Origin of the sequence: Variovorax sp. J2L1-78 (assembly GCF_030317205.1) — a bacterium.
Taxonomy (GTDB): Bacteria; Pseudomonadota; Gammaproteobacteria; order Burkholderiales; family Burkholderiaceae_C; genus Variovorax; species Variovorax arabinosiphilus.
Window position 1 is genome coordinate 1,859,677 of record NZ_JASZYB010000001.1, and the last position, 11,731, is coordinate 1,871,407.

General features: G+C 69.1%; 11 protein-coding genes. 5 read left to right on the forward strand and 6 right to left on the reverse strand.

All coding sequences use genetic code 11. From position 1 onward, the window contains the following. Positions 1-128: 128 nt before the first annotated feature. The 5 genes from QTH86_RS08820 to QTH86_RS08840 are packed head-to-tail and all read left to right on the forward strand — an operon-like array spanning position 129 to position 5,104. Entirely contained in the window at positions 129-1,148 is a 1,020-nt protein-coding gene (locus QTH86_RS08820) for an ABC transporter ATP-binding protein (RefSeq protein ID WP_286645052.1), read from the forward strand. 51 nt (positions 1,149-1,199) lie between these two features. Further along, positions 1,200-2,498: an ABC transporter substrate-binding protein gene (locus QTH86_RS08825; RefSeq protein ID WP_286645051.1), complete on the forward strand. Its 1,299-nt coding sequence runs from the start codon at positions 1,200-1,202 to the stop codon at positions 2,496-2,498. A gap of 16 nt (positions 2,499-2,514) precedes the next feature. Next, positions 2,515-3,411: a carbohydrate ABC transporter permease gene (locus tag QTH86_RS08830; RefSeq protein WP_286645050.1), complete on the forward strand. Its 897-nt coding sequence runs from the start codon at positions 2,515-2,517 to the stop codon at positions 3,409-3,411. After that, the gene (locus QTH86_RS08835; RefSeq protein ID WP_286645049.1) at positions 3,408-4,244 is read left to right on the forward strand and encodes a carbohydrate ABC transporter permease; all 837 of its coding nucleotides are present in this window, start codon (positions 3,408-3,410) and stop codon (positions 4,242-4,244) included. Before QTH86_RS08830 ends, QTH86_RS08835 begins: the two co-directional genes overlap by 4 nt. Further along, a complete protein-coding gene (locus tag QTH86_RS08840) occupies positions 4,241-5,104 on the forward strand; it encodes an endonuclease/exonuclease/phosphatase family protein (RefSeq protein WP_286645048.1) in 864 nt (287 codons plus the stop codon). Before QTH86_RS08835 ends, QTH86_RS08840 begins: the two co-directional genes overlap by 4 nt. On the opposite strand, the gene QTH86_RS08845 is transcribed toward QTH86_RS08840, so the two are convergent. Genes QTH86_RS08845 through QTH86_RS08870 form a run of 6 tightly spaced genes read right to left on the reverse strand, consistent with a single transcriptional unit; the run spans position 5,101 to position 11,728 of the window. Further along, positions 5,101-6,081 carry a quinone oxidoreductase family protein gene (locus QTH86_RS08845; protein WP_286645047.1) on the reverse strand — a complete coding sequence of 327 codons (981 nt, stop codon included), beginning with the start codon at positions 6,079-6,081 and terminating at the stop codon, positions 5,101-5,103. The two genes, QTH86_RS08840 and QTH86_RS08845, sit on opposite strands and share 4 nt — an antisense overlap. Positions 6,082-6,102: 21 nt before the next feature. Continuing rightward, complete coding sequence (locus tag QTH86_RS08850) at positions 6,103-7,095, reverse strand: tripartite tricarboxylate transporter substrate-binding protein (RefSeq protein WP_286645046.1); 993 nt, start codon at positions 7,093-7,095, stop codon at positions 6,103-6,105. A 59-nt stretch (positions 7,096-7,154) separates the two neighbouring features. Beyond that, positions 7,155-8,018 (reverse strand): HpcH/HpaI aldolase/citrate lyase family protein, encoded by an 864-nt coding sequence (locus tag QTH86_RS08855; RefSeq protein WP_286645045.1) that lies wholly within the window; start codon positions 8,016-8,018, stop codon positions 7,155-7,157. Beyond that, a complete protein-coding gene (locus QTH86_RS08860) occupies positions 8,015-9,370 on the reverse strand; it encodes an MmgE/PrpD family protein (protein WP_286645044.1) in 1,356 nt (451 codons plus the stop codon). Before QTH86_RS08860 ends, QTH86_RS08855 begins: the two co-directional genes overlap by 4 nt. Beyond that, positions 9,370-10,551, reverse strand: coding sequence for a CaiB/BaiF CoA transferase family protein (locus QTH86_RS08865; RefSeq protein ID WP_286645043.1), 1,182 nt, complete (start codon positions 10,549-10,551; stop codon positions 9,370-9,372). Before QTH86_RS08865 ends, QTH86_RS08860 begins: the two co-directional genes overlap by 1 nt. Positions 10,552-10,558: 7 nt before the next feature. Beyond that, entirely contained in the window at positions 10,559-11,728 is a 1,170-nt protein-coding gene (locus tag QTH86_RS08870; RefSeq protein ID WP_286645042.1) for an acyl-CoA dehydrogenase family protein, read from the reverse strand. Positions 11,729-11,731 lie beyond the last annotated feature (3 nt).

An 11,731-nucleotide genomic window follows, 5' to 3' on the forward strand; every position in this document is an offset into this window, starting at 1 on the left:
TTCCTTGGATTGGTACGACGCCCGGACAGGCCGGACCACTGTAGCGAAGTTTCTCACGGCCTCCGGCCCAGGAAAACACTGACCCGCAAGAGCAACACAACTGTCACATCTCGTTCCTACACTGCGGCATGTCTTCGATTGCCCTGAACGGAGTCGCCAAATCATGGGGCGACAGCACTGCCCTGCACGCCGTCAGCCTCCAGATCGCCTCCGGTTCCTTCTGCGTGCTTCTCGGGCCCTCGGGCTGCGGAAAATCCACCACCTTGCGCATCGTCGCGGGCCTGGAAACGGCCACGCAGGGCCAGGTGCTGATCGATGACAGGGACGTGACAGACCTCCCGCCGGCGCAGCGCGGCATCGCGATGGTGTTCCAGAACTACGCCCTCTTCCCGCACCTGAGCGTGGCCGACAACATCGGCTTCGGCCTGTCGGTGCGCAAGGTGCCGGCTGCCGAAAGCGCCGAACGGCTGCGCAATGCCGCGGCGCTGCTCGGGCTCACAAATCTCCTCGACCGCAAACCCGGCCAGCTCTCCGGCGGCCAGCAGCAGCGCGTCGCGCTCGGCCGCGCGCTGGTCGCGCAGGCCAAGGTCTGCCTGATGGACGAGCCGCTGTCCAACCTCGACGCCCAGCTGCGCCAGGACATGCGGCGCGAACTGCGCGAGCTGCAGCAGAAACTGGGCCTCACGGTCGTCTACGTCACCCACGACCAGACCGAGGCGATGAGCATGGCCGACCAGGTCGTGCTGCTGAACCAGGGCCGGGTCGAGCAGGCCGGCACCCCGCGCGAGCTGTACGCGCGCCCGGCCACCACCTTCGCGGCGCGCTTCATCGGCACGCCGCCCATGAACCTGGTCGCGCTCGAGGCCGATGGCCGCATCGCGGGCAGCGATGTCGCGTCGGGCGTGCAGGCGGCGCAGTTGGGCGTGCGCCCCGAGGCGATCACGCTCGCCGCCGACGGCATCCCCGCCGTGGTGCGGAGCGTCGAGTACCTGGGCGCCGACCTGGTGCTGCGCTGCGCCGTCGGCCGCGAGGTGCTGCTGGTGCGCGCCGCCGGCGGCCACGTGGCCACGCCGGGCGAACGCGTGCACCTGCGCTGGGCGGCCGACGAGGCCCACGGCTTCGGCGCCGACGGCCGGCGCATCCCCTGAGCCCGAGCACCGACACACACAACGTTTTTCATCCGAGGAGAGAGTTCCACCATGCGACGCAACACCTTCGTCCAGACGCTGGCCGCCACCGCCCTGCTCACCGGCATTGCCGGATTCAGTGGCTTCGCGCAGGCCCAGGCCCCCGTCGACCTGCAGTTCTATTACCCGGTCGCGGTCGGCGGCCCGATCGCCAAGACCATCGACGGTTTCGCCGAGGGCTTCATGAAGGAGAACCCGGGCATCAAGGTCACGCCGATCTACGCCGGTACCTACCAGGAGACCATCGTGAAGGCGCTCACCGCGCACAAGTCGGGCACGCCGCCGGTCACCTCGGTGCTGCTGTCGACCGACATGTTCACGCTGATCGACGAAGACGCCATCGCGCCCTTCGACAACTTCGCCAAGACGCCCGAGGACAAGGCGTGGATGGCCAGCTTCTACAAGGCCTTCATGGCCAACAGCCAGACCGGTGGCAAGACCTGGGGCATCCCGTTCCAGCGCTCGACCGTGGTCATGTACTGGAACAAGGAGCTCTTCAAGGAAGCCGGCCTCGACCCGAACAAGGCGCCGACGACCTGGGCCGAGCTGAAGGACGCTGCCACCAAGCTGACGAAGAAGGACGCGAGCGGCAAGACCACGCAATACGGTATTCAGATCCCGTCGAGCGGCTTCCCCTACTGGCTGTTCCAGACGCTGACCACGCCCAACGACGCGATCCTCGCGAACGACGCCGGCACGCAGGTGAAGTTCGACGACCCGAAGGTCATCGAGGCGCTGCAGTTCTGGGTCGACCTGGGCAAGGCCGGCATCCACCCGCCGGGCGTCGTCGAGTGGGGCACCACGCCGAAGGACTTCTTCGAGAAGAAGGCCGCCATCATCTACACGACCACCGGCAACCTGACCAACATCAAGGCCAACGCGAAGTTCGACTTCGGCGTCGGCATGATCCCCGGCAACAAGCGCAAGGGCTCGCCGACCGGGGGCGGCAACTTCTACATCTTCAAGAAGTCGACGCCGGCCCAGCAGGAAGCCGCCTTCAAGTTTGCCAAGTGGGTGACGCAACCCGAACGCGCCGCGCAATGGAGCATGGAGACCGGTTATGTCGCCGTCTCGCAGGCCGCCTACGAGACGCCGGCGCTCAAGAAGTACGGCCAGGACTTCCCGGCCGCCCTGGTGGCGCGTGACCAGCTGCCGGTGTCGGTGGCGGAGTTCTCCACGCACGACAACCAGCGCGTGACCAAGGCGCTGAACGACGGCCTGCAGGCCGCGCTCACCGGCACCAAGACGCCGGCGCAGGCGATGCAGGATGCGCAGAAGGAAGCCGACCGCATCCTCAGGGCCTACAAGTAAGCAGGGCGGTCCGAGCATGCGCGGCAGTCCTTCAGCCCATCGCCCCAGCCACCCCGCCGGGCAGGCGTGGCTGCTGCTCATGCCCGCCCTGCTCGTGCTGATGGCCTTCACGCACTGGCCGGTCATCGGCACGCTGTGGCACAGCTTCCAGTCGACGCCCAAGGGTGGGCGGCCGGCGGTGTGGGTGGGCCTGGAGAACTACCAGGTCATGGTCGACGACCCGGTCTTCTGGAAGGCACTCGCGAACAACCTGTGGTTCGCTGGCGCCACCATTCCGCTGTCGATCGGCCTGGCGCTCGCCATGGCGCTGTGGGTCAACGAACGCATCGCCGGCCGCACCTTCCTGCGCATGGCCTACTTCACGCCGACCGTGCTGCCGATGATCGCGGTCGCCAACATCTGGCTCTTCTTCTACACGCCGCAGTACGGCCTGCTGGAGCAGGTGAGCAGCGCGCTGGGCTTCGGCTCGCACAACTGGCTGGGCAGCCCGAGCACCGCGCTCGGCGCCGTCACGCTGGTGGCGGTGTGGAAGGAAGCCGGCTTCTTCATGATCTTCTACCTGGCCGCGCTGCAGTCGCTCAACCCGAGCCTGCGCGAAGCGGCGGCCATCGAGGGTGCATCGCGCTGGTACTTCTTCCGGCGCGTGCAATGGCCGCTGCTGATGCCGACCACCCTGTTCGTGCTGATCAACTGCGTGATCAACGCCTTCCGCATGGTCGACCACCTCTTCGTGCTGACGCGCGGCGGGCCCGACAACGCGTCGACCCTGCTGCTCTACCACCTGTACGAGGTCGGCTTCAATTTCTGGGACACCGGCTACGCGTCGGCGCTCACCATGGTCATCATCGTCGTGCTGGTCGGCGCCACGCTGCTGCAGTTCTTCGTGCTCGACCGCCGGGTGCACTACCGATGACCCGCGCGCCGTCGCAACGCCTGGCCTACAACGCGCCGACGCTGCTCGACACGCTGGCCGCCTGGCTGCTCGCGCTGCTGTGGGTACTGCCGCTGATCTACACGGTGTGGACCGCCTTCCACGCACCCGAGTACGCGGCACGCTTCACCTGGAACGCGCCGCTCACGCTGGCCAACTTCGCCCGCGCATGGGAAGCGGCGCCGTTCGCCCGCTACTTCCTCAACACCACGCTGCTGGTCGTGATGATCCTGGCCGCGCAACTGGTGCTCAGCACGCTGGCCGCCTACGCCTTCGCGCGCTACGAATTCCGCGGCCGCGACCTCGCCTTTTCGCTGGTGCTGGTGCAGCTCACGGTGATGCCCGACCTGCTGCTGGTCGAGAACTACCGCACCATGGCGTCGCTGGGACTCATCGACAGCCTGTTCGCCATCGGCCTGCCCTACTTCGCGTCGGCGCTCGCCATCTTCCTGCTGCGCCAGACCTTCCTCGGCATCCCGAAGGAGCTCGACGAGGCCGCGCGCATGGAAGGCGCGAGCGCCCTGCAGACGCTGTGGCGCGTCTACGTGCCGCTGGCCCGGCCGATCTACGTCGCCTTTGGGCTGGTGTCGGTGAGCTACCACTGGAACAACTTCCTGTGGCCGCTGATCGTGACCAACAGCGTGCACGCGCGGCCGCTCACCGTCGGGCTGCAGGTGTTCTCCTCGGTCGACCAGGGCATCGACTGGTCGATCATCACGGCCGCCACGCTGATGACCTCGGCGCCGCTGCTGATCGCCTTCCTGCTGTTCCAGCGGCAGTTCGTCCAAAGCTTCATGCGCGCAGGCATCAAATGAAACTCGTCACCTGGAACACCCAGTGGTGCCGCGGCCTCGACGGCACCGTGAGCGTGCAGCGCATCGTCGACGGCGCGCGTGCGATGGCCGACTTCGACGTGCTGTGCCTGCAGGAGATCGCGCAGGGCTACGCCGACATGCCCGGCGCCCCAGGCGACCAGCCGGCCGAGCTGCAGGCGCTGCTGCCCGGCTACCAGCTGTTCTTCGGCGCCGCGGTCGACGAGTTCGACGCCGCTGGCCGCCGCATGCGCTTCGGCAACCTGATCGCCACGCGGCTGCCGGTGATGCAGGTGCAGCATCACGCGCTGCCCTGGCCGGCCGACGGCGGGGTGCGCAGCATGCCGCGCATGTGCACGGTGGTGACGGTGCAGAGTCCGGCGCTCGGTGCGGTGCGGGTGATGACCACACACCTCGAGTACTACTCCAAGACGCAGCGCATGGCGCAGGCCCGCGCGCTGCGCGAACTGCACATCGAGGCCTGCGGGCATGCGACCGCGCCGCCGCTCGACGACGACAGCCGCTCGCCCTTCCAGACCAAGGTTCATACGCCGCACGCGATCCTGTGCGGCGACTTCAACCTCGGGCCGACCGAACCCGAGTACGGCGCGATCCAGCAACCCTTCGTCACCGACCGCGCCAGACACCTGCACGACGCCTGGCGCGCCTGCCATGGCGAGACGCCGCACGCGCCCACCTTCCGCCTGTTCGACCGCACCTATGGCCCCGAGCCGGTGGCGTGCGACTTCGTCTTCGTGAGCGATGGCCTGGCGCCGCAGGTGCGCCGCATCGAGGTCGACCTGCAGACACAGGCGTCGGACCACCAGCCGGTGGTGGTCGAGTTCGGTCAGGCCCAGGCCTAAGGCAGCAGCACGATGGCGCCCGTGGTGGCGCGCCCTTCGGCGGCACGGTGCGCGTCCGCCACCTTGGCGAGCGGAAAGCGTGCCCCGATGGTCGCGCGCACCGCCCCGCTCTTGATCGCGTCGAACACGTCCGCCGCGTTGGCGCGGAAGGTCGCCGGGTCCGTGTTGTGCGGGAAGACCGAAGGCCGCGTCAGGAACAGGCAGCCCTTCTTGTTCAGCAGTTCCGGCTGGATCTCCGGGGCAGGCCCCGACGCCGCGCCGAACAGCACGACCAGCCCGAAGGGCGCGGTGCAGTCGAGCGAACCCAGGAAGGTGTGCTTGGCCACCGAGTCGTAGACCACCCGCGCCTTGCGCCCGCCCGTCGCATCGATCACCTGCGCCACCCAGTCCGGCTGCGAATAGTCGACCGCCACGTCGCACCCGGCCGCACGCGCGACGTCACATTTGGCGGCCGAGCCGGCCGTTCCGATCACCGTCGCGCCCAGCGCCTTAGCCCAGCCGCTGAGGATCTGGCCGACGCCGCCAGCCGCCGCATGCACCACCACGATGTCGCCGGGCTGCACCGCGTGCGTCTTCTTCACCAGGTACTGCGCCGTCATCGCCTTGAAGAACACCGCGGCCGCGGCTTCGTCGGAGATGCCGTCCGGTATCTTCACCAACTTCACCGCCGGCACGTTGCGCCGGTCGGCATAGGCGCCGATGCCGGCGTTCATGTAGACGACATGGTCGCCGATGGCCAAGTCAGTCACGCCCTCGCCCACCGCCTCCACCACGCCCGCGGCCTCGTGGCCCAGGCCGGTGGGTGCAGGCAGCGGCACCTTGCCGCTGCGCTGCGAAATGTCCAGGTAGTTGAAGCCGACCGCGGTCTGGCGCAGCTGCACCTCACCAGCCGCAGGCGCGGGCTGTTCGATCGTTTCGAGACGCATGACGTCGGGGCCGCCGAACTCGGCGAGGCGGATGGCGTGGGCGAGGGTCATGCGGTCGAATCTAGCAGCCGCTCATTCCGCCTGCACGCCCGAGGCCTTGATGACCTTGCCCCACTTGGCGGTCTCCGAGGTCAGCAGCGTGCGCAGCGATTCCGGCGTGACCTTGTCCATCGACACGATCTCCGAGCTGAGTTCGGCGATGCGCGCCTTCACCGCGTCGTCCTGCAGCGCGGCGCGCAGCGCGACGTTGAGCTTGGCCGTGACATCGGGCGGCGTGCCCTTGGGCGCATAGACGCCGTGCCACACCTTCACGTCGAAGCCCTTCAGCCCCTGCTCGTCGAGCGTCGGAATGTTCGGCATCGACGCCAGCCGCTTGGGCGTGGTCACGCCGAACACCTTGACCCGCGTGCCGTCCTTGATGACGGGCGCGGTCTGCGTGGTCTGGTCGCACAACAGATCGACCTGCCCGCCCATCAGGTCGTTGAGCGCCGGGCCAGCGCCCTTGTACGGCACGGTCGTGAGGTCGACGCCGATCTGGTTCGCGAACAGCAGCCCGCACAGCTGCGACACCGCGCCGATGCCGGCGTTGGCCAGCGACACCTTGTCCTTGTTGGCCTTCACGTACGTCAGCAGTTCCTGGAAGTTGTTGGCCGGGAAGTCCTTGCGCGACAGCAGCGTCATCGGCACGTCGAGCACCTGGCCGATGTACTCGAAGTCCTTCAGCGGGTCGAAGGACAGCTTCTTGTAGAGGGCCGGCGCAGTCGCCATGCCCATGTGGTGGATGAGGATGGTGTAGCCGTTGGGCGCCGCGCGCGCCACGCGTGCCGGCGCGATGGTGCCACCTGCGCCCACGGTGTTCTCCACGACCACGGTCTGGCCCAGCGACTTTCCCATGGGGATGGCGAGCATGCGCGCCACCACGTCGGTCGGCCCGCCGGCCGAGTACGGCACGACGAGCGTCACCGGCTTATCGGGGAAGGCGGCCTGCGCCAGGACGGGTGCGTGCAGTGGCAGCAGGGCCGCGCCGAATGCGATGCCCAGCCATGTCTTGATCTTCGATGTCATGTTGTCTCCGGATGGTTCTGATGAGGGAAATAAAGCGCAGGTGATCGGTGCGTTGTTGTTCAGCCGGTGCGAACCTCCTGCGCCAGCAGGCGCTCGGCGAGCTTGACGACCGGCCCGTCGACCATGCGGCCGTCGACGTTGACGACACCGCCGCCCGCCACGCGCACCGCATCGCGCACGCGGCGCGCCCAGGCCAGTTCGTCGGCGCCGGGCGTGAAGGCAGCGGCCACGCCGGCGACCTGCTCCGGATGGATGCACAGCTTGGCGCCGAAGCCGCCGCGGCGTGCGCGCGAAGCCTCGGCCGTGAGACGCGCCGCATCGCGCCAGTCGGGCGTGATGCCGTCGACCGGCGGTGCCAGCCCGGCCCGGCGCGAAGCCAGCACCAGTGCGAGCCGCACCGGCACGAGTTCGGCCTCGTCCGGCCCGCAGGCCATGCCGGCGTCGGCCTGGAAATCGAGATGGCCGAACACCAGGCGCAACACCTGCGGCGATGCGGCCAGGGCATCGACGGCATCGAGGCCGGCGACCGATTCGATCAGCGGCAGCAGCGCGGTGGCCGGCCCGATAGCCTGCGCCAGCGCCACGAGGTCGGTGGCGCGCTCCGCCTTGGGCAACACGACGCCGGCGAGCAAGCGCTGCGTCGCGAGTCGTGCGACCAGCGCGCGATCGTCTGCATGCCACGGCGTGTCGGCGGCGTTCATGCGCACCAGCAGGCGACCGTGCGCGTCGCCCGGCAACGCGGCGAAGCCCTCGGCGATCTGCGTGCGGGCCGCGTCCTTGCGGTCCGGCGCCACCGCGTCTTCGAGATCGACGATCACGGCGCCCGCGCCGCTCGCCAGTGCGCGCGTGTAGCGCTCAGGCCGGTCCCCCGGCACGAACAGGAAGGTGCGGGCCAGCGCCAGCGGCGAGGTCGCGTCGCTCATGCCTGGGCGCCCAGCAACCGCCCGACCTTCGCCGCGTCAGCCACGCGCCACAGCGCGCCGATGGCATCGCGCATCTCGGCCTCGCTGGCGCCACCGCTGAACGCTGCGAGGCGCAGCGCCTTCGCCGTGATCTCGTCGCGGCTGAGCGTGTTGCCCGGGTCGCCCTTCGGCTCGTCCACGCGGCCTTCGAGCACGCGGCCGTCGCGCGTGCGCACCGTCACCTTGCCGATCCAGCGGCGGGGGTAGGCGGCATCGACCTCGGCATCGAGCGCCATGCGCACGCGGTCGTGGAAGGCGCGGGTCGCGTCGTCGCGGAAGTGCGCGTCGAACTCGGCCAGCCCCGCCTGGCCGAAGCGCGCGACCAGCGCCAGCACCGTGCCCATCGAGAACTTCGACTGATGCACCGTGGCCGGGTCGACCACCGGCCCCAGCACATCGATCGCGCCCTGGTGTACCTGCGTCTGCACCTCGGCGATGTCGTCGGCGCGCAGGTCGTGCGCCTGCATCACCGCCAGCAGCGCGTCGGCCGCGGGATGCGTGTGGCGGCACGAGGCGTGGTACTTGAAGGAGGTTTCGGCGAGCGCCCAGCGGGTGCCCAGGCCGTCGGTCAACTTCCGCGCATCGGCGTCGCTGGACATGCCGGCTGCCATGCCCTGCGACCCTTCGAGAATCTGCGCGGCGCCGGTGAAACCATCGCGCGCCAGGCTCGCGGCCATCAGGCCCGCAGCGGCGGCATGTGCGGTGTGCAGCTGTTTCGAATCGGCGGCGGTGCGCAGGAACTCCCACAGGCCCGCCGCCTGCGTGCCGGCCGAGCCGAAGGCGTGCTGCATGCGCACCGCGTCGAGCCCCAGCAGATGGCCGGCGGTGGCCGCCGCGGCCAGCGTGCCGGCGGTGCCCGTGGTGTGGAAGACCTTGTAGTGCGATCGCCCGAGGAATTCCCCGACGCGAATGCCCACCTCGTAGCCGGCCACCGCGGCGGTCAGCAGTTGCTGGCCGCTCGCGCCCAGCGCCTGCGCCCAGGCGAGCGCCACCGGGAACACCACCGTGGCCGGGTGGAAGACGGAGCCGTTGTGGACGTCGTCCTGTTCGGCCACGTGCGAGGCGGCGGCATTGACCATCGCCGCGAAGTACGGGCTGCTGGTGCCGCGGCCGACCAGCACCTCGCTCGCACCTTCGGCCGGGCCCATGGCACGCGCGAAGGCGGCGATGGTCTCGACCGGGCGCGTGCCGTGGCCGGCGATGGCCGAGCCGAACCAGTCGACCAGCAGGTCTTCGGCGCGGCGCACCACCGGCGTCGGGATGTCCTCGAAGCGAAGTTCGGCAGCGAAGCGGGCCAGCGATGCGGTCGTCATCAGATCGCCTCCGTCGCGCGCAGTGCCGCGATGTCGGCCGCGCTGCGCCCCAGCGACTGCAGGATCGCCTCGGTGTGCTCACCCACCGCCGGGATCGGGTCCATGCGGTAGTCGAAGGCGCTTTGCCGGCCGGGCGGCAACAGCGCCGGAATGGCGCCGGCCGGCGAGCCCACCTCGCGCCAGCGCTCGCGTGCCTGCAACTGCGGGTGCGCCCACAGCCCGGCCATGTCGTTCATGCGCGCGTTGGCGATCTGCGCGGCGTCGAGCCGCTCCAGCACCTGCGCACTGCTCATGACAGAGAAGGTGTCGAGGATGATGGCCTTGAGCGCGTCACGGTGTTCGTTGCGCTTTGCGTTGGCGTTGAAGCGCGGGTCGCTCGCGAGCGCCGGCCGCAGCAAGACCTTCTCGCAGAAGACGCGCCACTCGCGTTCGTTCTGCAGACCCAGCATCACGGTGCCGCCATCACCAGCAGCGAAGGGGCCGTAGGGGTAGATGGTCGCGTGCGATGCGGCGCTGCGCGGCGGCGGCGTCGCGCCCTGGTAGGCGTAGTACATCGGGAAGCCCATCCACTCGGCGAGCGATTCGAGCATCGACACGTCGACGTGCGAGCCCTGGCCGGTCTTGCCCCGCTGCAGCAGCGCGGCGAGCACACCGGTGTACGCGTACATGCCCGCGGCGATGTCGGCGATCGAGTTGCCCGACTTGCAGGGCTCGTCGGGCGTGCCGGTGACCGAGAGGAAGCCGGCCTCGCTCTGGATCAGCAGGTCGTAGGCCTTCTTGTCGCGGTACGGGCCGTCGCCGCCATAGCCCGAGATGTCGCAGACGATGAGCGACGGGTGCCGGGCCTGCAGCACGTCGTAGCCCAGGCCCATGCGCGCCGCGGCGCCCGGCGCGAGGTTCTGCACCAGCACGTCGGCGCCGGCGATCAGCTCCTGCAGCACGGCCAGCGCGGCCGGCTGCTTGAGGTCGAGCGTGAGGCTTTCCTTCGACCGGTTGACCCAGACGAAGTGAGAGGCCTCGCCATCGACGCGTTGGTCGTACGCACGCGCGAAGTCGCCGACACCGGGGCGCTCGACCTTGATGACGCGCGCGCCCAGGTCGGCGAGCTGGCGGGTGCAGAACGGCGCCGCGATGGCGTGTTCGAGGGAGATGACGGTGATGCCGTCGAGCGGTCGGGTCATGGCAGCCTCAGAACGATCGGGGGAGGCCCAGCAAATGCTCGGCCACGTAGGAATGGATCAGGTTGGTCGAGATCGGCGCCACCTGGTAGAGCCGCGTCTCGCGGAACTTGCGCTCGACGTCGTATTCGCAGGCGAAGCCGAAGCCGCCATGCGTCTGCAGGCAGGTGTTGGCGGCCTCCCAGCTCGCCTTGGCCGCGAGGTACTTGGCCATGTTGGCCTCGGCACCGCAGGGCTGGCCGGCGTCGAACAGCGCGCAGGCCTTCCAGCGCATGAGGTTGGCCGCTTCGGTCTCGATGTAGTCGGCCGCGATGGGGAACTGCACGCCCTGGTTCTGGCCGATGGGCCGGCCGAACACCTGGCGGTCGCTCGCGTATCGCCGCGCGCGGTCGACGAACCAGTAGGCGTCGCCGATGCACTCGGCCGCGATCAAGGTGCGCTCGGCGTTGAGCCCGTCGAGGATGTACTTGAAGCCCTTGCCCTCTTCGCCGATCAGGTTCTCCGCCGGGATCTCGAGGTTGTCGAAGAACACCTCGTTGGTCTCGTGGTTCACCATGTTCTGGATAGGGCGAACCGTCATCCCACGGCCGATGGCCTGCGCGAGGTCGACGATGAAGATCGACATGCCCTCGGACTTCTTCTTGACCTCGGCCAGCGGCGTGGTGCGCGCCAGCAGGATCATCAGGTCGGAATGCTGGATGCGCGAGATCCACACCTTCTGGCCGTTGACGACGTAGCGGTCGCACTGGCGCACCGCGGTGGTCTTGAGCTGCGTGGTGTCGGTGCCGGTGGTCGGCTCGGTCACGGCCATCGACTGCAGGCGCAGCTCGCCGGTTGCGATCTTCGGCAGGTACTGGCGCTTCTGCGCCTCGCTGCCGTGACGCAGCAGCGTGCCCATGTTGTACATCTGGCCGTGGCACGAGCCCGCGTTGCCGCCGGAGAAGTTGATCTCTTCCATGATCACCGAAGCCTCGGTCAGGCCGAGGCCGGAGCCGCCGTAGTCCGCGGGGATCAGCGCGGCCAGCCAGCCGGCCTGGGTGAGCGCGTCGACGAAGGCCTCGGGGTAGCCGCGCTCGTGGTCGACCTTCTGCCAGTAGGCGGCGTCGAAGCGGCCGCACAGGTCGCGCAAGGCCTCGCGCATGGGCTGGTGGGTGTCGGGTGTCGGGATCTGGGTTTTCATGCG

Coding starts and splice junctions, on each gene's coding strand:
- QTH86_RS08855 (WP_286645045.1), bottom strand. CDS start 8,018: ATGAGCGACGCGACCTCGCCGCTGGCGCTGGCCCGCACCTTCCTGTTC.
- QTH86_RS08830 (WP_286645050.1), top strand. CDS start 2,515: ATGCGCGGCAGTCCTTCAGCCCATCGCCCCAGCCACCCCGCCGGGCAG.
- QTH86_RS08870 (WP_286645042.1), bottom strand. CDS start 11,728: ATGAAAACCCAGATCCCGACACCCGACACCCACCAGCCCATGCGCGAG.
- QTH86_RS08865 (WP_286645043.1), bottom strand. CDS start 10,551: ATGACCCGACCGCTCGACGGCATCACCGTCATCTCCCTCGAACACGCC.
- QTH86_RS08840 (WP_286645048.1), top strand. CDS start 4,241: ATGAAACTCGTCACCTGGAACACCCAGTGGTGCCGCGGCCTCGACGGC.
- QTH86_RS08845 (WP_286645047.1), bottom strand. CDS start 6,081: ATGACCCTCGCCCACGCCATCCGCCTCGCCGAGTTCGGCGGCCCCGAC.
- QTH86_RS08820 (WP_286645052.1), top strand. CDS start 129: ATGTCTTCGATTGCCCTGAACGGAGTCGCCAAATCATGGGGCGACAGC.
- QTH86_RS08835 (WP_286645049.1), top strand. CDS start 3,408: ATGACCCGCGCGCCGTCGCAACGCCTGGCCTACAACGCGCCGACGCTG.
- QTH86_RS08860 (WP_286645044.1), bottom strand. CDS start 9,370: ATGACGACCGCATCGCTGGCCCGCTTCGCTGCCGAACTTCGCTTCGAG.
- QTH86_RS08850 (WP_286645046.1), bottom strand. CDS start 7,095: ATGACATCGAAGATCAAGACATGGCTGGGCATCGCATTCGGCGCGGCC.
- QTH86_RS08825 (WP_286645051.1), top strand. CDS start 1,200: ATGCGACGCAACACCTTCGTCCAGACGCTGGCCGCCACCGCCCTGCTC.